This window comes from Rubrivivax sp. JA1055 (assembly GCF_020966565.1).
Lineage (GTDB): Bacteria > Pseudomonadota > Gammaproteobacteria > Burkholderiales > Burkholderiaceae_C > Rubrivivax > Rubrivivax benzoatilyticus.
Map to the genome: position 1 here is coordinate 200376 of NZ_JAJKFP010000003.1, position 25837 is coordinate 226212.

At 70.9% G+C, this 25837-nt stretch carries 20 protein-coding genes; 11 read left to right on the forward strand and 9 right to left on the reverse strand.

All coding sequences use genetic code 11. The annotated features are described in order from the left end of the window. Nucleotides 1-483: 483 nt before the first annotated feature. The gene (locus tag LOC65_RS06525; protein WP_230247000.1) at nucleotides 484-702 is read right to left on the reverse strand and encodes a helix-turn-helix domain-containing protein; all 219 of its coding nucleotides are present in this window, start codon (nucleotides 700-702) and stop codon (nucleotides 484-486) included. Between the two features lie 110 nt (nucleotides 703-812). Between LOC65_RS06525 and LOC65_RS06530 the strand changes: the two genes are divergently transcribed. The 5 genes from LOC65_RS06530 (at nucleotide 813) to LOC65_RS06550 (ending at nucleotide 8656) form a co-directional block, all read left to right on the forward strand. Then, nucleotides 813-1613: a transposase gene (locus LOC65_RS06530; RefSeq protein WP_230246986.1), complete on the forward strand. Its 801-nt coding sequence runs from the start codon at nucleotides 813-815 to the stop codon at nucleotides 1611-1613. Nucleotides 1614-1644: 31 nt separating this feature from the next. Beyond that, nucleotides 1645-2124 carry an RNA polymerase sigma factor gene (locus LOC65_RS06535; RefSeq protein ID WP_255718348.1) on the forward strand — a complete coding sequence of 160 codons (480 nt, stop codon included), beginning with the start codon at nucleotides 1645-1647 and terminating at the stop codon, nucleotides 2122-2124. 56 nt (nucleotides 2125-2180) lie between these two features. Beyond that, complete coding sequence (locus LOC65_RS06540) at nucleotides 2181-3191, forward strand: FecR domain-containing protein (RefSeq protein ID WP_230246988.1); 1011 nt, start codon at nucleotides 2181-2183, stop codon at nucleotides 3189-3191. 99 nt (nucleotides 3192-3290) lie between these two features. After that, nucleotides 3291-6164: a TonB-dependent receptor gene (locus LOC65_RS06545; protein WP_230246989.1), complete on the forward strand. Its 2874-nt coding sequence runs from the start codon at nucleotides 3291-3293 to the stop codon at nucleotides 6162-6164. Nucleotides 6165-6265: 101 nt separating this feature from the next. Next, nucleotides 6266-8656, forward strand: a complete 2391-nt coding sequence (locus LOC65_RS06550) for a hypothetical protein (RefSeq protein ID WP_230246990.1) — start codon at nucleotides 6266-6268, stop codon at nucleotides 8654-8656. Here LOC65_RS06550 and LOC65_RS06555 read toward each other — a convergent pair whose 3' ends face one another. The 3 genes from LOC65_RS06555 to LOC65_RS06565 form a co-directional block, all read right to left on the reverse strand. Then, a complete protein-coding gene (locus tag LOC65_RS06555) occupies nucleotides 8657-10474 on the reverse strand; it encodes an asparagine synthase C-terminal domain-containing protein (RefSeq protein WP_230246991.1) in 1818 nt (605 codons plus the stop codon). Between the two features lie 21 nt (nucleotides 10475-10495). Further along, entirely contained in the window at nucleotides 10496-11215 is a 720-nt protein-coding gene (locus LOC65_RS06560) for a lasso peptide biosynthesis B2 protein (protein WP_009858734.1), read from the reverse strand. Between the two features lie 85 nt (nucleotides 11216-11300). Then, entirely contained in the window at nucleotides 11301-11420 is a 120-nt protein-coding gene (locus tag LOC65_RS06565; RefSeq protein WP_230246992.1) for a benenodin family lasso peptide, read from the reverse strand. A gap of 320 nt (nucleotides 11421-11740) precedes the next feature. Here LOC65_RS06565 and LOC65_RS06570 point away from each other — a divergent pair, with 320 nt between their 5' ends. Beyond that, the gene (locus LOC65_RS06570; protein ID WP_009858732.1) at nucleotides 11741-12766 is read left to right on the forward strand and encodes a hypothetical protein; all 1026 of its coding nucleotides are present in this window, start codon (nucleotides 11741-11743) and stop codon (nucleotides 12764-12766) included. An 84-nt stretch (nucleotides 12767-12850) separates the two neighbouring features. Here the strand turns inward: LOC65_RS06570 and LOC65_RS06575 are convergent, their stop codons facing one another. Together LOC65_RS06575 and LOC65_RS06580 are read right to left on the reverse strand one after the other, a co-directional pair. After that, nucleotides 12851-13345 carry a hypothetical protein gene (locus LOC65_RS06575; RefSeq protein WP_230246993.1) on the reverse strand — a complete coding sequence of 165 codons (495 nt, stop codon included), beginning with the start codon at nucleotides 13343-13345 and terminating at the stop codon, nucleotides 12851-12853. Between the two features lie 6 nt (nucleotides 13346-13351). Then, nucleotides 13352-14419 (reverse strand): ImmA/IrrE family metallo-endopeptidase, encoded by a 1068-nt coding sequence (locus LOC65_RS06580; RefSeq protein WP_230246994.1) that lies wholly within the window; start codon nucleotides 14417-14419, stop codon nucleotides 13352-13354. Between the two features lie 44 nt (nucleotides 14420-14463). Between LOC65_RS06580 and LOC65_RS06585 the strand changes: the two genes are divergently transcribed. Continuing rightward, nucleotides 14464-14865 carry a DUF2188 domain-containing protein gene (locus tag LOC65_RS06585; RefSeq protein ID WP_230246995.1) on the forward strand — a complete coding sequence of 134 codons (402 nt, stop codon included), beginning with the start codon at nucleotides 14464-14466 and terminating at the stop codon, nucleotides 14863-14865. Here the strand turns inward: LOC65_RS06585 and LOC65_RS06590 are convergent. The 3 genes from LOC65_RS06590 to LOC65_RS06600 all read right to left on the reverse strand — a co-directional run bounded on the left by LOC65_RS06590 (nucleotide 14796) and on the right by LOC65_RS06600 (nucleotide 20836). After that, nucleotides 14796-18251: a response regulator gene (locus LOC65_RS06590; protein WP_230246996.1), complete on the reverse strand. Its 3456-nt coding sequence runs from the start codon at nucleotides 18249-18251 to the stop codon at nucleotides 14796-14798. The genes LOC65_RS06585 and LOC65_RS06590 overlap by 70 nt on opposite strands. 94 nt (nucleotides 18252-18345) lie before the next feature. Next, nucleotides 18346-19716: a tryptophanase gene (locus tag LOC65_RS06595; RefSeq protein ID WP_230246997.1), complete on the reverse strand. Its 1371-nt coding sequence runs from the start codon at nucleotides 19714-19716 to the stop codon at nucleotides 18346-18348. Nucleotides 19717-19885: 169 nt separating this feature from the next. After that, the gene (locus tag LOC65_RS06600; protein ID WP_009858726.1) at nucleotides 19886-20836 is read right to left on the reverse strand and encodes a LysR family transcriptional regulator; all 951 of its coding nucleotides are present in this window, start codon (nucleotides 20834-20836) and stop codon (nucleotides 19886-19888) included. A 133-nt stretch (nucleotides 20837-20969) separates the two neighbouring features. Between LOC65_RS06600 and LOC65_RS06605 the strand changes: the two genes are divergently transcribed. From LOC65_RS06605 to LOC65_RS06620, 4 genes are all read left to right on the forward strand, one after another. Continuing rightward, nucleotides 20970-21899, forward strand: a complete 930-nt coding sequence (locus LOC65_RS06605; protein ID WP_009858725.1) for a dihydrodipicolinate synthase family protein — start codon at nucleotides 20970-20972, stop codon at nucleotides 21897-21899. A 188-nt stretch (nucleotides 21900-22087) separates the two neighbouring features. Beyond that, nucleotides 22088-23221, forward strand: coding sequence for a porin (locus LOC65_RS06610; protein WP_230246998.1), 1134 nt, complete (start codon nucleotides 22088-22090; stop codon nucleotides 23219-23221). An 11-nt stretch (nucleotides 23222-23232) separates the two neighbouring features. Continuing rightward, nucleotides 23233-24687, forward strand: a complete 1455-nt coding sequence (locus tag LOC65_RS06615; protein WP_009858723.1) for an MFS transporter — start codon at nucleotides 23233-23235, stop codon at nucleotides 24685-24687. Between the two features lie 141 nt (nucleotides 24688-24828). Continuing rightward, nucleotides 24829-25837, forward strand: a 1009-nt coding sequence (locus LOC65_RS06620) for a pyruvate formate lyase family protein (protein ID WP_310736918.1), incomplete at its 3' end; no start/stop codon positions are given.

Consider the following 25837-nt stretch of genomic DNA (forward strand, 5'->3'; position numbering starts at 1 on the left):
CGCGCGATAGAGTTTCAGCGGCAGCTCGAAAGTCTCATCCTTGGCCATGCAGACTGAGCCAGTCCATAGCTATCTCTGAGGCCAGGTTACTATGAGTCAGGCAGTTACTGCCTTACGAGTGGCGAGTTGCAGGTGGTAGTTTGCGTCCGCCTCTATCGGCGGGATGTGGTCGATGGGTTCGAGCAGGCGGCGGTTGACTGCTTGTCAGTGCGACTAACCGTGCGCTACGACGACGCCTCCGGCGAGTCGCTAGGGTGGCTCTACAGGCGTATTCAGAGAAAGGAGCTGAATCGCTGGAGGTTCGGCTGGCCGAAAAGCGCGGACTGTAGGCTGCCCCCAATCCCTCGCAAAAAAGAAGCACCAAACCCGATGGTCGCCTGCCCGTATCGTTGTCACTATTCGCAACAAGCGCCACTGCCGTTGTGCCGAAAGCCGGCGACCGCACTTAGGCCTCCATGGTCGTGCCAACCGGCGCCGTCGCGACTACAGCGTCTGAAGAAGCGCCGATGGAGGCACAGACAGGGCGGCAGCCAACCGGCAGATGTTAAGCAGAGCGATGTTCCGCTGACCGCGTTCGACGCCACCGAGGTAGCTGCGCGCCAACCCGCTCTCCAGGGCAAGGGCCTCTTGCGACATGCCGGCCTGACGCCGCAGCGTTGCCAACTGCTGACCGAAGACGACGCGCGGGTCGGTCTTGTCGATCGAGCGTTTGGTGGTGGGCCTCCGCGCCAATCTATGAATCGGGCTCTTTTGGGTCCACGCTCTATGAGTGACAATCGCGGCGTCGATGGCTTCTGTTCAGGAGCGCCGCTATGCCGGATCACCTTAGGACGCGAGCGCGGAGCGCCCCGTGGCAGGAACTCCTGTGCCGCAGCTATGTCGCGGTGTTCTTCCACGGCGCTGAGCATCTGGGGAAAGACGGCGACTCATGGCCGCCGGTTCTCTCCTGGGCCTTTGGCGCCCTGGGCAATGGCGACGCAGCGGTCATTGGCATGTGGGCGGAAGGCGCCTCCTGCGAGACGGTTTGGTTCCGCGCCCTCGCCGACCTGAAGGCCCGTGGCCTCGAACGCATCCGCTTCGCCGTCACCGACGACCCGACGGCCTTCGGTGAGGACCTGCAAACGCAGTTCCCCGGTGCCTTGTCGCTGCCGTCGTTCGCCGGCCTTCTGGACCGCAGCGTCCGACAAGTGCAGCCACGCGACCGCGCGCCGGTGAAGAACCACCTGCTCGCCATCCTGCAAGCCGGCTCCAGCCAGGCCGCCCAACAGTCCTTCTCCGAGTTCGAATCCAGCTGCTCGGCCGCCCGCTACCCGGCGCTCGTGACGGACTGGCGCCTCGCCCGGGACCAGGGACGGCTGTTGTGGTCGCTGGCACCCACCCTTCGGAGGGAGGTCCTTCGGGGGGATGCTCGTGCAACTTCGCTCCAACTGAGCGTCGGCAAGGCGCTCGCTCGCCACGGCGGTTTTGCCGACCCCAGCGCAGCGCTGTCCTTCGTGCAAACGGCGCTGGCGCGCGCGCAACGCCGGTTCGACGCCGCCCGGTCCACGGCCACCCGCGCGCAGCGCCCCCTTCTGGAGGTCTCGCCCTTCAGGGGTGTTGCGCTCGGCGGCTGAACGGTCGGCGCTTTCTGTTCGCGGAGCCCGGATGGTGAAGAACTGGCAAGGCGTCATTTCCCGCGTCAGGTCGGCCTTGATGCGCCGTGGCCGCACGGAGCAGGACGCCGACGACCTGGTGCAGGAAGCCTGGGTGCGGCTGGAGTGTTACCGGCGCGAGCAGGCGGTCGACGAGCCCGAGGCGTTCCTGATGCGCGTGGCGCTCAACCTGTCCATCGACGCCCACCGCTCGCGCCTGGCGCGGGGCGAAGAGGTGGCGCTGGACGACGTGGTGCTCGTCGACCGCACGCCCAGCGCCGAGGCAGTGCTGCTGTCGCGTGAACGTGTGGCGCGCCTCGGCGTTTGCCTGGGGCGCCTGAACGACAAGACGCGCGTTATCTTCCTGGCCAACCGCGTGGACGGCCTGAGCTACCAGCAGATCGCCACGCAGCACGGCGTCAGCGTCAGCGCGGTGGAGAAGCACATCGCCAAGGCCACGCTGCTGCTCACGGCCTGGATGGAGGGTTGGTAAACATGGGTCAGCCGCCCGCCGCCGCGGGCCACGGAACACCGGGCTCCCCGCCCCGGGTGACGCCCGAGATCGCCGCCGAGGCCGCCGTCTGGGTGGCGCGGCTGCATGGGCCGCAGCGCAGCCGGCAGATGGAGCTGGAATGCCTGGCCTGGCAGCAGCGCTCCGCCGCTCATCGCGAAGCGTTCGAGCGTTGCACCGACACCTGGCAGAGCGTGCCCGGCGTCACGCTGGCCAGCGCCTTTGCGGCTTCGGCTTCGGCAGAACGTTCGCGCGGCGGCGGCCGCTGGCGCCTGGGCCCCGTGCGCTGGGCATCGGCGGCGGCGCTGGGGGTGGCCGTGCTGGCCGGCGGCGTGGGCTACCAGCACTGGCGTGACCGCGGGCTCTACTTCACCGGCGTCGGCGAGCAGCAGCTCGTGGTGCTGGACGACGGCTCGCGCATGACGCTGAGCACCGATACGCGCGTGCGTGTCGCGCTGGGGCCGCAACGCCGGGAGGTGGCCCTTCAGAACGGCGAGGCCTTGTTCGAAGTGGCGAAAGACGCGCGGCGGCCCTTCGTCGTGCGGGCCGGCGGCAGCGAGGTGGTGGCGCTGGGCACGGTGTTCGCGGTCCGCTTGGCCGGGCCGCAGCCGGGTGGACAGGACACGCTGGCCGTGACGCTGATCGAAGGCCAGGTGGCGGTGCAGCCGGTGGCCGGTGCCGGCGGGCTGGCGCCGCCGGCCGCCGTGACTATGGTGGCGGGTGACCGTGTGCGGCTTTCCGCCCCGGCGGCCGGGCCCGACCACCGCGCCAAGGCCGAGCGCGACCGGCCGAACCTGGACCAGGTCGTCGCCTGGAAGCGCAGCGAGGCCGTGTTCGACGACAGCTCTCTGGCCGACGCGGTGGCCGAGATGAACCGCTACAGCCGAACGCCGATCGTGCTGCTGCAGCCGGCGGGCCTGGCCGGTTTGCGTGTCAGCGGCGTCTATCGCACCGGGGACTCCGCCGCCTTCGCCCATGCCGTGGCGGTATTGCACGGCTTGCGGGTGCAGGAGCAGGCGGGACGAGTGGAGTTGTCCAAAGCTCAGTAGCGAAATCGCCTTGAGTCCAGTTGTGGACTTTCTCGTCATCTGGTTGTCCCCCCAACGGCAACGCCAGAAGGTCACGAGATGCGATTCCAGCTACCCGCCATGGCGGCCCGCCGCCGCCCGCCCCTGGCCGCCCAGGCCCTGGCCCTGCTCGTGTGCGCGGCGCACGGCGCGGCGGCTGCCGCCGAGCCGCCGGCGCCGTCGCGGCACGTGGTCGAGCAGCCGGCGCAGGCGCTGGCCGACGCGCTGCGGTCCATCGCGCGGCAGACGGGCGCGTCGGTGCTGTTCGATCCGGGCGTCGTCGACGGCAAGACCGCGCGCGCCGTGTCGGGCCGTTTGTCGGCCGCCGAGGCGATCACACGCGCCCTCGAAGGCTCGGGGCTGACGGCCGAGGTCATGCCGGACGGCGCCATCGTCGTCAAGCCGGCGGCAGCCCCGGCGGGCGGGCTGCCGGCGTCGGCCGAGAAGATCGAGGTCACCGGGTCGCGGCTCAAGCGCATCGCCACCGAAGGCCCGGCGCCGGTCAACACGTACACGGCCAAGGACATCCAGAACAGCGGGCAGCCGACGCTGGAGCGCTTTCTCAGCAGCCTCAGCGAGGTCTCGGTGGCGGCAGGCGAGGGCTCTTTCGGCGCCACCGGCGGCCAGGGCACCGTGCAGCTGCGCGGCCTGCCGCTGGGCTCCACGCTCACGCTGATCAACGGCCGCCGCGTGCAGGCCGTGGGCATGTCCTCGGGCAACTACTTCAACCTCAACCTGATCCCGCTGTCGGCGGTGGAGCGCATCGAGGTGCTGCCGGTCGGCTCGTCGGCCGTGTACGGCGGCGACGCGCTGGCCGGTGTCGTCAACGTGATCCTGAAGAAGTCGATCGACGGCATGGCGCTGGACGCGCGCCTGGGCTCGGCCCAGGGCACCCGCGACGGCAGCCTGTCGCTGGCCGGCGGCGGCCACGGCGAGAACAGCTCGTTCCTGGTGCTGGGCTCGTACTCCAGGCGCTCGCCGCTGACGATGGCCGAGCGTTCGTTCTTCCGCGACGCCGACTACCGGCGCTACGGCGGCACCGACCAGCGCACACGCGCGTGCGTGCCGGGCACCGTCAGCAGCGCCGACGGCAGCCCGTTGCCGGGCCTGGCTTCCAGCTTCGCCGGCATTCCGTCGCTGCCCGCCGGCCAGCCGCTGACGGTGGCCGACTTCGTGCCGTCCGCCGGCGTGGCCAACCTCTGCAGCGCGCAGGCCACGGGCCTGGGCTACACGCTGATCCACGGGTCGGAGACGCTGGGCCTGCACGCCAGCGGCGAGCGGGTGTTCCCCGGCGGCTGGTCGCTCTTCGGCGAGCTGACGCGCACCGAAGACCGGCTCTGGTCCGACGAAGCGGCGCTGATGCTCAACAACGTCCTGGTGCCGGCGAGCAACCACTACAACCCGTTCGGCGTGGACGTGCGCGTGACGGGCGCGCTCGGGGCCGAGAACGGCGCGCAGAGCTCGGAGCGCCGCAGCCGCTACACGCGGGCCCTGGTCGGCCTGCGCGGTGATCTGCCGGGCGGCTGGGATTTCGAGGCCACGGGCTCCACCTCGCGCGACAGCGGCGACAGCCGCACCTCGGGCGTCAGCGCCGACCCGGCCGCACGCGCGGCCGCGCTGGCCAGTGCCTCGGCCGACACCGCGCTCGACCCGTTCACCACCGGCCGCGCTGCCAGCGACGAGCTGCTGCGCCGCATCTGGCCGGAGACCCTGCGCACCAACCACGGCCGCCACGACCAGCTGGGCGGCTTCGTGCGCGGGCCGTTGCTGCGGCTGCCGGCGGGGCCGCTGGAGGCGATCGCCGGGATCGAGACGGGGCGCGATCGCTACGACACGACGATCCCGGGGGCGCAGCCCATCGAAGCCGAACGCACGCAGCGTGCGGCGTATGCCGAGTTGCGGGCGCCGCTGCTGCGCGCGGCGCCCGGGGCCGGGCAGGGCTGGGATCTGGCGGCGCTGACGGTGGCCGCGCGCCGCGACCGCTACAGTGACTTCGGCTCGGCGGGCACCTACCAGGCGGGGCTCGAGGTGCGGCCGTCACGCACGCTGCTGCTGCGCGCGTCGACGGCCACGTCGTTCAAGCCGCCGACGCTGCTGCAGACGAACGTGCCCGACCAGAGCTTTCCTTCGGAAGCCTTCGGGCTGGTGGACCCGGCGCGCGGTGGCGAGCCGGTGGCCGGCGGCGAGGTGGTCCGCAGCACCAACCCGGCGCTGGGGCCCGAACGCGGCAAGGCGCAGACGCTCGGGGCGGTGTGGGAGCCCGACGGCACGCTGGGCACGCGGCTGGGCGTGACGGCCTGGCGCGTGCGCATCGACGGGCTGATCGGCCTGGTGTATCCGCAGGTGCTGGTGGACAACGAGAGCCTGTTCCCCGGCATCGTGACGCGCGGCCCGTCCGCCGGCGGCGTGCCCGGGCCGATCACGCGCGTGGCGTGGGCCGAGGTCAACTACGGCGGTGTCGACACCTCCGGCGTCGACGTCGAGGCCGCGCACGCCTGGCGGGCGCTGGACGGCACCTGGACGCTGGCGGCCAGCGCCACGCGCACCCGCGAGTACCGCGTGGTCCTGTCGCCCGCGGCGCCGGCCGACGACCGCCTGGGGCGGCGCTTCTACGACTTCTGGGCACCGGCCTGGAAGGGGCGGCTTTCGGCCGCGTTCAGCCGCGGCGGCTGGGGCGTCGGCCTCACCAGCCGCTACCTCGGCGCTTACAAGGACTCTGGCACCAGCCAGCGGCGCCTAGGCGACACCTGGACCCACGACCTGAACGCCAGTCTCGACCTGGTCCGGCTGGGCTGGGTTTCCGGCGCGATGGCCAAGGGCGCGACCTTGTCCTTCGGCATCGTCAACGTGACCGATCGGGCGCCGGAGTTCGTCGAGACTGCGCCGTTCTACGACCCCACCCAGGCCGACTGGCGTGGGCGCTACGCCAGCGCCCGGCTCTCGGTGGCCTGGTAGCGCCGCGGCGCGCCCGCCTTCTTCCCCCTTCACCCCCAGCCTCTGGTGGCGCCGCAACGGCGGCCGCCCGGGCCTGGCCGCCTTCGATAGGAAATCTCCGAATGCAATTCATGCCTCTTGCGCGCCGCTGGCTGGAGCGTCCGGGCGAGTGCCTGGTCACCGGGCTGCTGCGCTGGGTTCTGATCCTCATGTTCGGCATGGCCGTGGTCAGCGCCTGCCGTTCCGCGGAAAGAATCGGGCCCACGGTCCAGGACGTCGTCGAGTTCACCCGCATCGAGCAGCCGCGCAACAGCGATGCGGACGCGCTGCAGACGCAGGTCTCGCCGGATGGCCGCCGCGCGTTCATCGTCACGCGCACGGCCGAGGTGGCGACCGACCGCAACCTCTTTCGCATCCTGCTGCTGGACCTGGACCCGCAACGCCTGCAGGCGCAGCGGCCCGCAGAGCCGCGCACCGTGCTGACGATCGCCGCCCGCCGCGACTCTTCGTACCTCGACCCGGCGATCCGTGACGTGCGTTGGGTCGGGCCCGAGACGCTGGTGTTCCGCGGCCGCGTCGACGATGGCCTGGACCAGGTGTATCGCGTCGACGTCGGCACCGGCCGTCTGGCCGCACTGACGAGCGAGACCTTGCCGATCGTGTCCTTCGCCGTCTCGGACGACCTGCGCCAGGTGGTGTACGTCGCCCAGATCCCGAAGCCGCCGTTGCCCACCGGCGCGCGCAGCGTCGTCGTCGGCAACCAGTCGTTCTGGTCGATCAAGTTCGGGCAGGGGGACATGCGCGCGCAGGACCGGCAGTACCGCTACTTCGTCGCCTCGCGCGACGGCGGGCGACAGGCGCGGCCGCTGGGGCCGGTCTTCCTCGAGAGCAGCAGCCAGCCGCCGGGCGTGAGCATTTCGCCCGACGGCCGCTGGGCGCTGCTGCCGCGCTACGAGCCCCAGCGGCAGCTGGTGTGGGCGGACGAGTACCCGCTGGTCGGCGAACTGGCCCGGCTGGCCGGGCCGTCGCTGGGCATGGACCCGATCGGCTACTTCTCCCGCCCCAGGAGCTACGTGGCCCGGCGGCTGGTGGCTTATCGCCTCGCGGACGGGCACGAGCAGGCCGTGGTCGACGCACCGGACGACGCCTACCCGGGTGTCGGGCAGACGCGCTCGGACCGGCTGTGGCAGCGCGGCAGCCAGTCCGTCGTGATCGCTGGCACGCATCTGCCCTTGTCTGCCGGCCGGGGCAGCGGCTCGCATCTGGTCGAGTACTGGCCCGACACCGGGCGGCTGGAAGTCATCGCCAGCCTGCAAGGGCGTCTGGACGCGGCCCATCCGGTGCCGGGTTCGCACGATGCCTTCGTGGCGATCGACGGCACGCAACGCCGCTGGTTCGAACGTGCGCCCGACGGGCGCTGGAAGGAGCTGGACCGCGCGCCCGCACCCGCCAGCGGTTTGCAGGAGGTGTCGTTGCGCCTGGACCAGGCCTTGAACCAGCCGCCCGACGTCTGGGCGACCAACGCAGCCGGCCAGAGCGTGCGGCTGACCCAGCTGAACCCCGGCTATGCGGCCGAGACCTGGGGCGTCGCCAGGCCCTACACGTGGCGTGACGCCAAGGGCCGCCAATGGGATGGTGGCCTGCTGCTTCCCGCGGGGTTTGTGGAAGGAAGGCGCTATCCGCTCGTCATCCAGACCTACGGCTTCGCCGCTGACCGCTTCTACCTGGATGGCGCGAACATCGCCGACGGCGTCAGCAGCGGCTTCGCGGGCCGGGCCTTCCTCCGCGAGGGTTTGCTGGTGCTAGCGCTGCCGCTGGGGCCCAGCACCGGCCGCCCGACGAACGAGCGCGGCGGTGTCGACGCCTTTGCCGACGGTGTGCGCGGAGCGATTGACGCGCTGGTGGGCGAAGGGCTGGTCGACGCCGAGCGCATCGGCCTGATGGGCTGGAGCGCGACCGGCGAGCGGGCGCTGAACCTGCTGACCTTCACCGACACGCCGATCCGTGCGGCGACCTTGCTGGACGGGGACGCGAACACGCTGTTCTCGGTCGCCGTGACCTACGGCGCCGGCGACAACATGCTGACGCGCAAGGAGGCGATCAACGGCGGCTCTGCCTTCGGCAACACGCTGCGCGACTGGGTGCGCAACGACCCGGCGCTGCACACCGACTGCGTGCGCGCGGCGCTGCGCATCGAGACCTACGGGCCCTGGGTGCTGAACAACTGGGACATCTATGCGCTGCTGCGCCGCCAGTACAAGCCGGCCGAGATGGTCGTCATCCCCGACGGCACGCACTCGCTGTCGCGGCCCAGCGAACGCATGATCTCGCTGCAGGGCAACGTGGACTGGTACCGCTTCTGGCTGCTCGGCGAGGAACGGCACGACCCGGTGCTGAAGGGCGAGACGGCGCAGACGCTGGAGCAGCAGTACACGCGCTGGCGCCAGATGGCCGAGCTGCGCGGCGCCGACGAGCGCCGGCCGCGCTGCGAGCGGGTGCAGGCGGGCCAGTAGTCAGTTGGCAGGCCTGTTTGCGATGCTGCGCCAGCGCCGCAGCCAGGCTTCGACGGCGACGTGGCCGTGGATCTCGGTCACGTGCACGGTGGCCGCCTGCGGCCTGTCGGACAGCGCGGCTTCGACCTTCTGGCGGTCGAGCAGGCCGCGTGCGACGAGTTCGCCGTCGAGCAGCACTTCGCGCACCCACCGGAGGTTGCGCGCGAGCACTGTTCTCAGGTGGTCCTCGATGCTGCCTTTGGATCGCCTGGCGGCGGTCTCCGGCGGCAGGTCGCGCGCGAAGGCCTGGCGGACCAGCGCGCGGCCCCGCCCGCCCTGCGTGAGCCGGTACGTCGGCAGCCGCAGGCAAAGCTCGATCAGCGGCTGCGACAGCAGCGGGTTGACCACGTCCGGCGCGCGATCGCGCTCGTAAGGGTCGTAGTAGCCGATCGGGTGCAGCAGCATGCGCAGGTGGTTGAGCTTGCCGATCGGCAGCGTGGTGGCCGTGTTCAGCAGAGGGTGCGTGTAGCGCGCGGCCGCAGCGGCGTCCAGCGCGTCGCCCGCCACCAGCGCGAGCGGCCAGGACAAGGTGTCCGCGCCCGCAGCGCGGCCCATGCGCACGCGGAGCGCGAGCGACGCCGTCTGCCAGACGGACAGCCTGGCCAGGCGCGCGGCGTCCAGCATCGCGTGCGTCAGCCCTGGGCCGGCGCCGCGCAGTGACAGGAAGTCGGCCGCCGGCCACCAGGTGCGAAGCTCGAAGAACAGCTGGTCGCCGCCTGCCCCGGTGAACAGCGAAGGCGCCTGATGGCGCTGGCTCAGATCGGCGTCAAGCGCGGCTGCGGCCATGCGGCCGACGTAGGTGGCGGGCGAGGGCGTCAGCGCCACGTTCAAGACCCGTTCGAGCCGGTAGGCGTCGTCGCGCTCGCACTCGATCAGCTCGAGTCCGGCATGCCGCGCGGCCAGGCGCGCGTAGCGCCGCTCGTCGGTGTCGGCGCCCGGCGAGTGGTAGTTCACGCACAGGATGTCGGCCGGTGTGCCGCCGCAGGCCAGGCTGCAGGCCAGGATCGAGGAGTCGAGGCCGCCTGACAGGCGCAGCAGGATGCGGTGCTGCCCCTCGGCCCAGGACCGTGCGCAGTGGCGGACGGTGTCGCGAACGAGCGGTGCCAGCCGCGCCGGGTCGTCGTCGAGTGGCGAGCCTGCGAAGCTCAGAGCGTTCCAGACGCGTTCGCTTCGCCGGCCTGCGCGGCCGATGTGGAGCGCTTCCCCGGGGAGCAGACGTTCGACGCCATCCAGCAACGTGAGCTGGTTGCCGAGTTCGCCGAACTGGAGATGCGCAGGCAGCCGCTCCCAGGCGATCGGCGGCAGCGGCAGCCCGGGCAGGGCGAGGAGGTCCTCCAGCCAGGAGAACACGATCTGCACGCCCTCGTGTTCCAGCGCGAAGCAGGGCAGGGTGCCGGCCGGGTCACGCAGGACGGTCGTGGTGCCGTCCGCCGCTTTCAGAAAAGCGACGTAGCGCCCCCACCAGTCGGTGACCAAGGCATGGCTTCCGCGCTGCAGGACACCTTCGGCGTCTTCCGGTTCGAGCGGTCCGTGATGGACGAGGGCTTTCTCGTCGACGCCTCTGCGGAACAGCCGGCCGAGGACCACACCCCGTTCGGATGGCAGTGTGTACACCCCGTTGCCCGACGCATCTGCCCCGGTGACGAACACCGACAGCCCGTTCGTTCGCAGCGCGGTCTGCCACGCGCGCTTGCTGTCCAGATGCTGTGCCAGACGGCGCGCGGCCGCGCGTGATGCGGCCGCATCGTCGTCCCAGACCAGCGCGAGGTAGCGGAACAAGGCGCTTGCTCCGCGACGCGGTCATGCGACCAGGATGGGGGTGTAGCGGCGCACGTTCTCGTGCAGGTCGCTCAGCACCAGGCCGTCACTCTGTACCCAGGCATGGGCGGCGAAGGGGCGTGCGGTCACGCCGATGACCCAATGCGGAAACCAGCCCTCGGACGCCAGGAAACCGGCCAGCGACAGAGAGTCGTGCAGGCAACGGTCCTGCGCCGTGAGCAGCAGGGGCCGAAGACGAAGGTAGGCGGCAACCGCCTCACGCAACTGCGCGGGCTCGCCCGGTCGGGCGCGTTCCGCCGCGGGTCGGCGGCGCCGAGCGACCAGGCGAGCGGCGATGGTGTCGAGCGATTGCCAGCGCAGGCGCAGCGCCGCCGAGGTGCAGGCGCTGGCGATGCGAAGGGCGCGGGCCGGTGCCAACCGCGCCGCCGTGATCAGTTCGTCGGCGTTCAGCGACTCGTTCGCCTCTGGCAGCGGCTGCCGCGCAACCGGCGGAGCCGCGCCCGCGGTCACCAGGCCGTGCCGCAACAGCGGGGCAGCCAGTGCCTCGACCTCGGACGGCGTCAGCGTCGCGGCCTGCGGCGTCTCGGTGGCCTGTGGCCAACCTCGGACGAAGGGAGCCAGACGCGCGAAGCGCGCACCGGGCACGCCCAGGTAGCGACTGCGCCGCAAGTCCAGCAGGATGACCTGCCCCTCGCAGGCGCAGGCGCGAACGTGCGGCGCGAGACAGAGGGCGCTGTTCATGCGTGCCCTTGCCATGACGGACCTGGGCCCGGCGCCAAGCTCGCTGGCGAAGCGAGCAGCTTTGCGCCGGGCTGGCGGCTTCGGCTCAGGCGATCTGCCGGCCGGGCATCGTCACGTTGTCCTCGCTGCCCGGCAGCAGGATGCCCTTGGTCGTTTCCTTCGCATCGCCCAGGTCGACGATGTCCAGTTCGGTCTCTTCGTCCATGACGCACTCCTTGAGGTTGGATGACGGGGGCTGCCGTTGGCGTATCGCTTCCGGCCGGGGCAAGGTAGGACGGCCTTCGATGTCAGGACAATGAAATTTCGGCCTGCCGTGAAGCGTTCGGTCGACTCGCCGAAGGCCGCGGCGGACCCTCTCTTGGGGCAAGCTCGCCGGGGACCGGCGGGCGGCGTTTCCGCTGCGACGCTGCTGCCGTTCGGTGGCGGCCTGGTCCGGAACGCCTGCCGGCGCCATGCGACCGAACGCCGGGCGCGCTGCTTCGATGTTGGGGGTGAGGTCCTGGGCCGCTGGATCGTCAAGCGGTCATGGACCCCCCGGCTCCTGTCTCCGCGTCCACGACGACCTGGCATATCTGCTGGCAGGCCGTGGCGGGGCACGACCTGATCGCTGGCGGGGCGCTGGCTGAGCGCATCCGGTGCCGGCTCCTCGACGCTCATGCGCAGCGAGACCGGGTGCTGGTCGACTATCTGCTGGCCCCGACCGAGATCCACGTGCTGTCGAAGCTGCCGGCAGGCGACTCGCCGGGCGCCGTGGCCCGTGCCGTCTCCAGCATCGTGGCGCGGTGGGTGCGGGACGTCATGTCGGTGCGCGGGCCGGTCTTTGCCGGTCCTTTCCGGGCCCACCGGGTCGGCTCCCTCGACGCCTTGCGCACCGAGCTACGCATGCTCGCGTGGCGTCCGGTCGCGCTGGGCCTTTGCACCGCTCCCGCCTACTACCCGCACTCGGCGCTGCGAACGACCCTGGGCTTGCGGCGGGCGATGGGCTTCGACGCGAGACCGCAGCTCGCGTTGTTCGGTGACGAGGTGCCGGCCGCGCGCGCGGCGTTGCGTGCTTGGCTGGCCGGAAGACCGTACGCCATGGAGATGCGCCAGTGGGAGTTGTCCCGCGGCTTGGCACTCGCCGTCGGAACGGTCGGCCCGCTGCCGCGGATGTCGCGCCAGGTGCGCGGGGCCGCGGCAGCGCTCGTGGCCGCTGCCGGGGCAGACGGGATCGACGGAGCCTTGCGCATCCTGGAGCGCTGGCTTCTCGCCAGGCTCGGCCTTCGGGGCGTGGAGCGCCTCGCCGACGTGCCGGGCTCGATCGGCGTACGCGGCCGGGCGCTGGTGGCATGCCTGGCCGTGGACGTGTCGCTGTGTCCCGCCGCGTCGGTCGCGCGTCACTTCAAGCGGGCGAGAGCCACGCTGTGCGAGCAGATGAAGGCTTGCAGGCAAAGACCCGAGGACCGGCGGCTCCTCGCGATGCCGGCACACCGGATCGTCGAGGAGGCTGTCGGGCTTGCGGTCGCGTCCCGGGAGGCTGCTGACGGAACGCCGGGGATCCGGGCCGGGTGATGGTCACTCAGGTGGCGTCGCGGAGCGGGCTGCGCATGTGCTGCCGCTGCAGCTCCTGAGCGGCTGCGCCGGCACTGCCAGCCGTCAGCCAGGCGACCAGCGCTGAAGTCGCTCCATCACCTCGGCCTTGGGCAGCCGCCGCCGCGGGTGATTCCAGATCCGCGAAAGGCCTTCATGGAGCGTCGCGGCCCCGACCTTTCCTGATGCTTCCATCTGGTCCAGGACCCACAGCAAGCCGTAGACGACGCAGTGGCGCGCCTGGGCCTCGGCCCGCAGCAGCTTGTCGCCCGATACCAGGGCGTGGTCCTGGCGTCGGGCACAGCTCAGGGCAAAACAGTCCGGGAAGGACAGGCCGGGGCGCAGCTTGCGAAGCTGCTGTGCGAAGTCGACTTCGTCGGGGTTCAGCGCCACGACGCCCAGGCCGAGCGTGCGCAGCAAGGGGCCGTTCTCTGCCTCCAGTTCGCGGGCAAACAGAAGGTCCGGCACCACCATCGTCAAGTCGCAGGAGAAGGCGGGCTCCAGGAGCCCGCCCCGCTCCAGGTCGATCAGGACGGATGTGTCCGAGACCAGGATGATCATGGCCCGTCAGCCAGGCTGCCCCGCCAGCCGGCGGTCCAGTTCGCGCACGCTGATGCGCAGCAGTTCGGCCGCCCGCGCCTCCGAGATGGCGCCTTCGGCGACGGCGCGCAGACACAGGCGCTCCATGCGCAGCGGCACTTCGGGCATCAGCATGCCCGGCTCACCGGAGGCCTGGCTGTTCCAGCCCAGATCCCGGATCTGGGCCCACAGGCGGCCGTAGACCGCCTTGGTGATGATCCCCAACTGGGCACATCGCACCGCCAGTGACGCGATGCTGACCTTGAACAGCTTCTTCAGCTCGGCCAGCTCGCCGATCGAGATCGACGTCCGGTGCGGGCCCAGCAGCCTGAATACCATGTCGCGGGCCATCAGGAACGCGCCGGCAAAGCGGTCGGCGGCTTTCTCCTGCTCGGCGTCGCTGAGGCCGCTGAAGCGCAGCACCAGATGCGCCAGTTCGTGGGCCAGCGTGAACCGCTGCCGCTCGCCGTTGTGGCCCTGATTCACCACGATGACGGGGACGTCCTGGCGATCGGGTCGCTGCACGAACGCCTTGGAGCCCGACACGTTCTCCGGCAGGTCCAGGGCGATCACCTTGACGCCCTTGTCTTCCAGCAGTTCGGCCATGAAGGGGATCGGATCGATGCCCAGCTTCCACAGGCGGCGCAAGGCGTCCGCGGCCTGTTCCGCGTCTTCGACGCGTGCGATGTCGAACGCCTCGTCTTCAGGGGCCGCCCAGGGCTGCTCCACGCCGGGCAGCAGCTCTTCCAGTTCCAGGTAGCGCTCGACCTGATCCAGCACGGACGCCCGCACGGCGCGCTCCTCCTTGATGCCGGCATGCGGCGCCTTGCGAAAGTCCACGCCCGTCAGCTCGATCTCACGCTCGCTCAGCAGGTACTCGGGCGAGACGCGCAGGGCCTTGGCCAACGCCAGCAGGATCGTGGAGCTGGGCATCATCTCGTCGCGTTCGTACTTGCCGATGGCCTGCGCCGAGACTTGCCCCTGGATGGCCGCTTCCAGCTCGCGCAGTGACAACCCGAGAGCCTCTCGCGCCCTCTTGAGTCGGTTTCCGATCATGGTGTTCTCCGCAGCCTTGGGTTTACAAATAGATCATATGAATTTTGTTTTGTAAACTGCGTCGCGTCAACTTCTCCGATTGGAGGTTCGTGACGGCTAACCGGAACAACGTTCATGTCGTCCAACGCGACAACGGCTGGGGCACGCTGCGCGAAGGCGGGCAGCGGGCGACGCAGGTGTTCGACACCCAGGTCCAGGCCATCCAGGCCGGGCGGCAGATGGCTCAGCAGGGACAGGGCGAACTGCTGATCCACGGGCAGGACGGGCGCATCCGGGCCCGTGATTCCTACGGCAACGATCCCTGCCCGCCGAAGGACGCGAAGTCATCAGGCTGGATTTCCAGATGCCGGATCGGACGCCGGCGCGCGAGCGCCGCCTACCGGCCGGCCTCGCCGGCGCAGGCGTCGGCGTCCGCCGGCGGCAGCCAGCGCAGCAGGGTCTCGTAAAGCGTCATCGCCTCGACGGGCTTGGCGATGTGGTCGTTCATGCCGGCGGCCAGGCAGGCGGCACGGTCTTCGTCGAAGGCGTTGGCCGTCATCGCGACGATGGGCACGGCGTCGCCGAGTTGCGCGCGGATGCGGCGGGTCGCCTCCAGGCCGTCGGTGCCCGGCATCTGCATGTCCATCAGGATGATGTCGAAGCCGCCGCGCAGCGCCAGCTCGACCGCCTGCTCGCCGTCCGCCGCGACCTCGACGACGATGCCCGCATCCTCCAGCAGCGCGCAGGCCACCTCCTGGTTCACCAGGTTGTCCTCGGCCAGCAGCAGGCGCGGGCGGGTCGGCCGGCACTGCAGCCGCGTCAGCGCTTCCGACGGGGCTGCCGTGGCCTGCGCGCCGGACGGCAGGCTCAGCAGCGCCTGCGACACCGCGTCGTTGAGCGACGATGGCGTCACCGGCTTGGCGAGCACGGCGACGATACGCGCCTGCCGGGCGCCGTCGCGCAGCGTGTCGGCGTCGTGCGCGGTGACCAGGATGCACGGCGGCAGCTCGCCTTCGCGGCGGCGCAGTTCGAGCACGGTGGTGATGCCGTCCAGCCCCGGCATGCGCCAGTCGACGACGAGCAGGTCGGGCGGGCGCCCGGCGGCGCGGCCGGCAGCGAAACGCTCGATCGCCTGCGTGCCGTCGCTCGCCTCGTCGACCTCCAGGCCGAACCTGCGCAGCATCTCGGCGAGCACCTCGCGTGACTCGGGCAGGTCGTCGACCAGCAGCGCGCGCAGGCCGAACGGCGTCTGCACCACGGCCGGCCGCTCGGTGGCGGGCGTGTCGCCCAGGCCCAGCCAGCAGCTGAACCAGAAGCTGCTGCCCTGCCCGGGCACGCTGTCGACGCCGGCGTCGCCGCCCATCAGCCGCGCCAGGTGGCGGGTCAGCGCCAGGCCCAGGCCGGTGCCGCCGTAGCGGCGTGTCGTCGAGGTGTCGGCCTGCTCGAAAGCCTCGAACAGCCGCGCCTGGCGCTCCGCGGTGATGCCGATGCCGGTGTCGCGCACCTCGAAGCGCACCAGCACGCGGCTGTCCTCGGCCGCCACACGCTCGCCGCGCAGCCGGACCCAGCCGTGGTCGGTGAACTTGACGGCATTGACCAGCAGGTTGATCAGCGCCTGCGCCAGGTGCTGGGCGTCGCCGCGCAGGCGCTCGGGCAGCCGCCCGGTGTCCAGCACGAGTTCCAGGCCTTTGCGTGCCGCCGCGTCGGTCACCATGCCCAGCACGCGGTGCATCAGCTCGTCGCGCGAGAACTCGACGCTCTCCAGCGCCAGCCGGCCGGCCTCGATCTTGGACAGGTCCAGGATGTCGTTGATGACCTGCAGCAGGTGGCGCGCCGCGTCGTCCACCTTGTGCAGGCGCTCGCGCAGCGTCGTGTCGGCGGCGTCGCGGGCCATCAGATGCGTCAGGCCGATGATCGCGTTCATCGGCGTGCGGATCTCGTGGCTCATGTTGGCCAGGAAGGCGCTCTTGGCGCGGGTCGCGGCTTCGGCCTGGTCGACGCGCCGGGCGAGTTCCTCGTTGAGCAGCTCCAGTTTCTGCTCGGCCTGCTTCAGCGCGGTGATGTCGGTGCCCACCGACAGGTAGCGCACGATGCGGCCGTCCAGGCCCGTCACCGGGACGATGACGCAGTCCACCCAGAACCGGCTGCCGTCCTTCGCTCGGTTGCAGATCTCGCCCTGCCAGGTGCGGCCGGCGGTGATGGTCGCCCACAGGGCGCTCCAGAACTCGCGCGCATGGGTGCCCGAGCTGACGACACGGTGGGTGTGGCCCCGCAGCTCGTCGCGCGTGCGCCCGCTGACGCGGCAGAAGTGCTCGTTGGCGTCGAGGATCATGCCCTCGGGGGCGGTCACCGAGTACAGCGACTGCGCGGTGATCGCGGTCGACAGCGTCAGATAGTCGCGCTGCGCGGCGCCGAGCGTGGCTTCGGCGATCTCGGCGCGTTCGGTGGCGACGGCACGCTGCTGCTCGGCGCTGCGCAGCCGCGCCGCACGCTGGCCGGAATCGCGCACGATGGCCGCCACGCCGACGACACGGCCGGTCTCGTCGGCGATGGGGCCGAGGGCGATCGAGACGTCCAGCAGTCGCCCGTCGCGCCGCCGCCGCTGCGTGTCCAGCGGCTCGACGGCTTCGCCGGCGGCGGCGCGGCGCAGCAGCTCGGCGTCCTCCGCCTCGTGCCCCGGCGGCCGGATCAGCGCGGCCAGCGGCCGGCCCAGCGCTTCGGCGGCCGGATAGCCGAACAGGTTCTCGGCGCCGCGGTTCCAGTCGGTGACGACGCCGTCCAGCGACAGGCCGACGATCGCGTCGGCCGAACGTTCGACGATGGCCGCACGGCGCGAACGTTCGATGGCCGTCTGGCGCCGCTGCGCCGCCGCCCCGGCCAGCAGCGCCGCGGCGAAGGCCGCGAGCGCGCTGGCCGCGGCACCGGCGAGCAGGAGCGTGCGCGGCTCGGTGCCCACCGGCCGGGCCATGAAGGCCGGCGTGGCGCTCATCTGCAGCCGCCAGCGGCGGCCGAGCACCTCGCGCTCGACCACGGTGCGCACCGTCGCGTCGCCGGCCTGCAGGCCGCTGTCGTAGAAGCGGTCGGCGCCGGCTTCGGTCACGTCCTCGGCGGCGAGTTCGAAGAGGTCGGTCGCCAGGCCGGTGGCGGCGATCAGCTCGGGCGCGATGATGGGCGCATAGGTCCAGCCCCAGACCTCGCCGTCGGCGGGCGTGCCGGCCAGCCGCACCGGCAGCAGCATCAGAAAACCCTGGGACGGCGCGGAGGTGGCCTGCACCAGCGTGATCGGCGCAGTGATCGCGCTCGTGCCGCTGCGCATCGCCAGCGCCGCGGCGGCCCGGCGCCGGGGCTCGGACGCGATGTCCAGACCGGATGCCCCCACGTTGCGCGCGCCGGGCGCGACGTCGACGATCACCCAGTGTTCGCCGTCGTGCGGTGCCAGATGGCGGATCTCGAAGTCCGTCCAGCCGCGGCGGCGGATGTCCGCCGTGAAGGCGGCCTCGTCGCCCGGTGCCACACGCTGGATGTAGCCGATGCCGCGGGCGCCGGGGAATTCGCGGTCCAGTGAGCGTGTCCCGCTGTAGGCCATAAAGGCCGCCCGGTCCAGCCGCTGCGGCCCCAGCGCGACGATGGCGCCGCGCAGGCCGCGCAGGCCGCGTTCGTAGCTGAGAACGTTGGCCTTCAGCTGGTCGGCCGCGCCGGTGGCGAGATGCTCGAACTGCGCCTGGCGCTGCTCGGTGATCGAGCGCTGCTGGTGCCAGGCCAGCGCCGCGCTGATGCCCAGGCCCGCCAGCAGCACGGCTGCGGCCGTCAGGGCCTTGGTGGTGGAGACCTGCGACACCGGGGCGAGGTTCATCGCCGTCGATGGTACGGTGCAAGCGGCCGTCAGCGCATGCGGGCTGTCTCGCAGCGAGGCCCCTCCCGCCGAGCCGGGGGAGGGGCCTGCCCGATCACGCGCCCAGCTTCTCGAACCGGCAGGTGAAGTGCCGCATCAGCCTGGGCTCGCTGACGATGCGGTAGCCGGCCAGTCGGTCCTTGGCGGCCGCGACCTCCTCGAAGGCCTCGACGACGTAGTCGGCGTGGCTCTGGGTGTAGGTGCGGCGCGGGAAGGCCAGGCGCACCAGGTCCATTGCCGCGGGCTTTTCGCTGCCGTCGGGCTGGCGGCCGAACATCACCGTGCCGATCTCGCAGCTGCGGATGCCGGCCGTCTCGTACAGCGCCACGGCCAGCGCCTGGCCCGGGTACTGCAGCGGCGCGATGTGCGACAGCCAGGCGCGTGCGTCGACGAACACCGCGTGGCCGCCGGCCGGCTTGACGACCGGGATGCCCATCGCGTCCAGGCGCTCGACGATGTAGGCGTTGGTGCGGATGCGGTAGCGCAGGTAGTCCTCGTCGACGATCTCGCGCAGCCCCTGCGCCAGCGCGTCCAGGTCGCGCCCGGCCAGGCCGCCGTAGGTCGGGAAACCTTCGGTGCGGATCAGGTGCTGGCGCGCCTGTTCGGCCAGCTCGTCGTCGTTCAGTGCCAGCCAGCCGCCGATGTTGCCGAAGGCGTCCTTCTTGGCGCTCATCGTCATGCCGTCGGCCACCGAGAAGCAGTCGCGCACGATGTCCTCGATCGAGCGCTCTCCCTGGCCCGGCTCGCGCGACTTGATGAACCAGGCGTTCTCGGCAAAGCGGCAGCCGTCGATGACGAAGGGCTTGCCGTGGCGGTGCGCCAGCTCGGCGACGGCGCGGATGTTGGCCAGGCTCACCGGCTGGCCGCCGCCGGCGTTGTTGGTGATCGTGATCATCACCAGCGGCACCTCGGCGCCGTGCTGCTGCAGGTAGGCCTCCAGCCGCTCCAGGTCCATGTTGCCCTTGAACGGGTGCTCGCTGCGCGGGTCACGGCCTTCGGCGATGACCAGGTCGTCGCCGATCGCGCCCGAGGCCTCGATGTTGCCGCGCGTCGTGTCGAAGTGCGTGTTCGACGGGATGCGCCGGCCGGCGCCGCCGAAGATCGAGAACAGGATCGCCTCGGCCGCGCGGCCCTGGTGCGTCGGGATGACGTGCCTGAACGGCATCAGGTGCTTCACCGCCGCCTCGAAGCGGTAGAAGCTGGGGCTGCCGGCGTAGCTCTCGTCGCCGCGCATCACCGCGGCCCACTGCAGCGAGGACATCGCGCCGGTGCCGGAGTCGGTCAGCAGGTCGATCAGCACCGCCTCCGAAGGCAGGCCGAAGAGGTTGTAGCCGGTGGCGGCGAGGTGTTGCTGGCGCTCTTCGCGGGTCGTCAGGCGGATCGGTTCGACCGACTTGATGCGGAAGGGCTCGATGATGGTTTTCATCCAAGGGGCTCCAGTACGGCCCCGTACTCCCGCGGCAACCGTTGCGCGATGGGGCCGATGCGCTGCGGTTGCCCGGAAATGCCGGACCGCGCTCAGCGCCCAAAGGGGTTGCGGGGCGGATTTTGCTCGGCTTCGCCCGGCGGTCAAGACGGCCGCGGCGGCCGTCGGCTCAGCGGGCGCCCAGCAGCTCGTCGTCCAGCGGCTCGTCGGTGATGTGCCCGCCCCAGGAGGCGACCAGCTCCTGGATGGTCTGGGCCACCACGCGGCAGGGCGGTGACAGCTTGCCGTGCCGCGGCAGCGCCAGCGCCAGGTGGCGGCGCAGGTCGGGCTGCACCAGGCGGCTGGCCTGCAGGCGGCCGATCTTCAGGTCGTTGGTGATGGAGTAGGGGCCCAGCACCGAGTACAGCCGGCGGCCGCTGCCGCGCGCCACCAGTTCGCGCTGCACCGTCAGCGAGTCGGCCTCGAGCACCGCACGCAGCTGGAATCCCAGGCCGCGCGCGGCGTCGTCCAGCGCGCTGCGCCAGTGGCTGGGCCGGCGCGGCAGCACCAGCGGCAGCCCGTCCAGACGCGAGAACGGCACCGTCGGCTGGCGCGTCAGCTCGTCGCCGGGTGCGCTGACGAGATAGGTCTGGGCCACGCACAGCGGGATCTCCTCGCCGCCGGCCGGCTTGCGGAAGCGGATCAGGATCGCCAGGTCGACGGCGCCGCTGTCCAGCATCGCGTCCAGCTCGGTGCCCTGGGCTTCGGCGATGTCGAGCTGGATGCCCGGCTGGGCCACTTCCAGGCGCTCGTGCAGCCGCGTCAGCAGCGGGTGCGCGGCCGACGGGATGATGCCCAGCCGCACCTGGCCCAGCAGCTGGCCGGCGTCGGCGCGCAGGTCCTGCGCCAGCTGCTCGGTCTCGTGCAGCCAGGCGCGCAGCCGCACCGCGGCGCGTGCGCCCAGCTCGGTGAGCACCACGCCGCGGCCGGTGCGGCGGAACAGCGGCCCGCCGCACACCGCCTCGAACTCGGTGATCTGGCGGCTGATGTGCGACTGCACGGTCTGCCGCCGCGCGGCCACCTTGCTGATGCCGCCGGCCTCGGCCACCTCCAGGAACAAACGCACCATCGCGACGTTCATGACCCTGTCTCCGACCCAGTCTTAGGTTTGCCTGTAGCGGCAACTCTGAAAGCTCGGAATTGTATCTATGAAGATATCGCGACAATTCCTACAGTGGCCTCCATCGCAACCCCTTAGCTGAAAGGAAACAGACATGAATGCGATCGATCTGCGAGGCCTGAACCCCGCCCCCGTCACCCCCTTCACCCAGGACGGCGCGGTGGATTACGCCGCGATCCAGCGCCTGGGCAGCTGGCTGGCCAGCGTGCCGGGCGTCAAGAGCCTGACCGTGCTGGGCCACGCCGGCGAAGGCACCTTCCTGGAACGCGACGAGCAGTGCCGCGTCATCGAAGCCTTCCGCGAGTCGGTCGGTGACAAGCTCCCGATCATTGCCGGCATCACGCTCGAAGGCACGCAGGTCGCTGCCGAGGAAGCCAAGCGCGCCGTCAAGGCCGGCGCTTCGGCCGGTCTGCTCTACCCCTCGCACGGCTGGCTGCGTTTCGGCTACCAGAAGGGCGCGCCGCAGGACAAGTACAAGGCCGTCTACGAAGCCAGCGGCCTGCCGCTGATCCTGTTCCAGTACCCGGACGTCACCAAGTGCACGTACGACCTGGAAACCCAGCTCGAGATCGCCGCGCTGCCGGGCGTCTTCGCGATGAAGAACGGCGTGCGCAACATGAAGCGCTGGGACCGTGAGATCCCCGTCATCCGCAAGGAACGTCCGGACCTGCAGATCCTGACCTGCCACGACGAATACCTGCTGCACACGATGTTCGATGTCGACGGCGCGCTGGTCGGCTACGGCTGCATCGCCCCGGAACTGCTGGTCGAGATGATCGCCGCCGGCAAGGCCAAGGACTACAAGAAGGCGCGTGAACTGCACGACCGCCTGCTGCCGGTCACGGCCAACGTCTACCACCGCGGTTCGCACATGGAAGGCTCGGTCGCGCTGAAGTGGGCGCTGGTCGCGCGCGGCATCCTCGAGCACGCCGCCGTGCGTTCGCCGCTGCTGCCGCTGGCCCCGGGCGCCGAGCACGAGATCGCCGCCGCGATGGCCGCCGCCGGCCTCGGCCGGGTGCGCTAAGCCCCTGGCAGGCGGGGCTGCCGGCTCGCGCCGCCCCGCCTGCCCGCCACCGCGAGCCTGCATCGCCCACGATCGTCACGATCGGCCAGAACCAGAACGAGACCCATACGGCGGAGACTGGCGCATCGCAGTGAGCCCGCGCGCACAGCGGGTGGCGCTATCTCGCCGAGCCATGAGAGAGATAGACCATGACAAGCTTACCGCTCCCCGCCTGGCGCTCGCCGCCAGCGGCGGCCCGGGCCGCCGGCACGCTGTGCGTGCTCGCGCTGGCCGCCGGTGCCGCAGATGCCCAGGTCACCCTGGGCGGCACGCTCGACCTCGCCACCCGCCATGTGCGCAACGGTGACCTCGGTTCGATGAACTCGGTCGTCAGCGGTGCCAACACCACCAGCAAGCTCGTCATCCGCGGCCGGGAAGACCTGGGCGGCGGCTTGAGCGCCGGCTTCTTCCTGGACGGCACCATCCTTGCCGACAGCGGCGCGGCGAACTCGCCGTTCTGGGACCGCCGCGCCACCATCGGCCTGACGCACCAGCGCTACGGTGAGATGCGCATGGGCCGCGACTGGGTGCCGACGCAGCTGGTCTGGAACTCGATGGACCCGTTCGCGACGCTGGGCATCGCCGGCGCCAACACCTTCCGCTCGGTCTACGGCTCGCGGGCTCTGGGCCAGGCCTTCGGCAGCAATGCCGCCGGCGCATCGCAGAACCCGACGCTGCGCGTGGCCAATGCCGTCGAATACATCCTGCCGGGCGGTCTCGGCGGCTTCAACGGTGCGCTGATCGCCACCGCAGGCGAGGGCGGCTCGGCCGGTGCCGGGCAAACCAAGGGTGACGGTTTCCGCCTCGGCTGGGCGCAGGGCGCCTGGCAGCTCGGCGCCTCGCAGTTCACGGTGCGCAACGCCGCCGCCGAGGAGCGCTTCACCGACCGCGTCTGGGGTGTCGGCTACGACGCTGGCTTCGCCCGCTTCAGCCTCGCGCAGCGCCGCTGGGCCTACGGCAGCGACACCACCGTCAACAGCCTGTTCGGGGTCTCGGTTCCGATGGGCGCCGGGCAGCTGAAGCTGTCCGTGCTGCGCGCCGACCAGACCGGCGCCACCGACGCGCTGAGCGCCAACGACGCGACGCTGCTCGGCGTCGGCTATGTCTACGCGCTGTCCAAGCGCACCGCGCTGTACGCTCACGCAGCGCGCCTCAGCAACCAGGGCGGAGCCAGCTTCGCCATCGCCGGCGGTCCCGCCACCAGCGGCGTCGCCACCGCGGCCAACTACTTCGGCGGCCAGCGCTCCACGGGCTTCGAGCTCGGCATGCGCCAGGACTTCTAGGAGCCGTCGACATGAATGACTCTTCCACGCTGCCCATTCCGGGCGGCATCGCCGACGCCGCGCCGGCGGCGAGCTCCCCCGCCGCGACGCCTTCGGCGCGCGCCCGTGCGCAACTGCTGTTCCGGCTGGAGAACGTGCCGTTCTGCCGCTGGCACACCAAGGCCCGTGTGATCATGGGCAGCGCCACCTTCTTCGACGCCTTCGACGCGCTGTCGCTGGCCTTCGTGCTGCCGGTACTGGTGGGCTTGTGGCACCTCTCGCCCGGCCAGGTCGGCCTGCTGATCGCCGCCGGCTACATCGGCCAGGTGGTCGGTGCGCTGCTCTTCGGCTGGGTCGGTGAACGCTACGGCCGCGTGCCGGCGATCTCCACCGCGGTCGGCGTGATGTCGGTGATGAGCATCGCCTGCGCCTTCGCCGGCAACTACGAGGTGCTGTTCCTGCTGCGCCTGCTGCAGGGCATCGGCGTCGGCGGCGAGGTGCCGGTGGCGGCGACCTACATCAACGAGCTGTCGCAGGCCAAGGGCCGCGGGCGTTTCTTCGTGCTCTACGAGCTGATCTTCCCGCTGGGCCTGCTGGCGGCGGCACAGGTGGGCGCCTTCGTCGTGCCGCGTTTCGGCTGGGAATACCTGTTCCTCGTCGGCGGCATCCCGGGCGTCGTCATCCTGATGTTCATGATGCGTCTGCCGGAGTCGCCGCGCTGGCTGGTCGGCAAGGGCCGGCTGCAGGACGCCGAGCGTGTGATCCGGCAGGTCGAGGCCGCGACGCCCAAGCGCAGTCTGGACGAGAAGCACGACGCTGCGCAGATCGAGCAGCGCGTGGCTGGCCTCGCCGACGGCATCGGCAAGCAGAACAAGGCCTCCTGGAAGGAACTGTTCTCGGTGGTCTACCGGCCGCGCACGCTGGTCGTCTGGGTGTTGTGGGCCTCGTCGTACTTCGTCGCCAACGGCATCAACAACTGGCTGCCGACGCTCTACAAGACGGTCTACCACCTGCCGCTGCAGGAAGCGCTGCGCATGGCTTCGCTGAGCAACGTGCTGAGCGTCTGCGCGGTGCTGGTCTGCGCGCTGTTCGTCGACCGCATCGGCCGCCGCCGCTGGGCCATCGGCAGCTTCATCGTCTGCGGCGTGCTGCTCGCCACGCTGGCCTTCCTCGGCGCCAAGAGCGCCTGGTCGGTGATGCTGCTCGGCTCGACGGCCTACGCGGTGATGGGCACGACCACCGTGCTGCTGTACCTGTACACGCCGGAGATCTATCCGACGCGCATGCGGGCCATCGGTACCGGCCTGGCCACCTCGTGGCTGCGGGCGGCCTCGGCTACGGCGCCGGCGGTGGTGGGTTTCGTGCTCACCGGCTACGGCATCGCGACGGTGTTCGGCATGTTCGCGGCGATGACCGTCATCGGTCTGATCGCGGCGCGCCAGATGATCGAGACGGCCAACCGCTCGCTCGAAGAGATCTCGCCCTGATCCCGGGCTGAGATCAGCCGGCGCGGGGGAACCCGCGCCGGTACCCCTGATTCCCGAATAAGAACAACAATGGTCTGCGGCCCACCCGGCCGGGACCTGACGGAGACGGCCACCCGCCCAATTCGTTTTCAAGGAACCCAGATGAACACCATGACCATCGTCAGCAGCCGCGCCAACCCTTGGGAGGGCTTCGCCGGCGGTCGTTGGGAAACCGCCGTCGACGTCCGCGACTTCATCCAGAAGAACTACACCCCGTACGCCGGCACGAGCGCCTTCCTCGAAGGCCCGACGACGCGCACGCTGGCGCTGTGGAAGAAGCTGTCGGAGCTGCTCAAGCAGGAGCAGGCCAAGGGTGTGCTGGACGTGTCGACCGACCGTCCGTCGACGATCGTGGCGCACGACGCGGGTTACATCGACCAGGGTCTGGAACTGATCGTCGGCCTGCAGACGGACGCCCCGCTCAAGCGCGCGATCATGCCCAACGGCGGTCTGCGCATGGTGCAGTCGGGCCTGAAGGCCTACGGCTTCGAGAGCGACCCGACGGTCGACGAGATCTGGACCAAGTACCGCAAGAGCCACAACCAGGGCGTCTTCGATGTCTACTCGACCGAGATCTCCAAGGCGCGCAAGTCGGCCATCCTGACCGGCCTGCCCGACGCCTACGGGCGCGGGCGCATCATCGGCGACTACCGCCGTGTCGCGCTGTACGGCGTGGACGCGCTGCGCAAGTTCAAGCAGCAGGAATACAAGGACCTGGACAGCCGCGACTTCAGCGAAGACGTGCTGCGCCTGCGCGAGGAGCTCTCCGAGCAGGGCCGCGCGCTGGAGGAGCTCAAGGTCATGGGCGCCAAGTACGGCTTCGACCTCGGCCGCCCGGCGCAGAACGCGCGTGAAGCGGTGCAGTGGACGTATCTGGCCTACCTGGCCGCGGTGAAGGAGCAGAACGGCGCCGCGATGTCGCTGGGCCGCGTCTCCAGCTTCCTGGACATCTACATCCAGCGTGACCTCGACGCCGGCCTCATCGACGAAGCCCGCGCCCAGGAGTTCATCGACGACCTCGTCGTCAAGCTGCGCATCGTGCGCTTCCTGCGCACCCCCGAATACGACCAGCTGTTCTCCGGCGACCCGACCTGGGTGACCGAGGCCATCG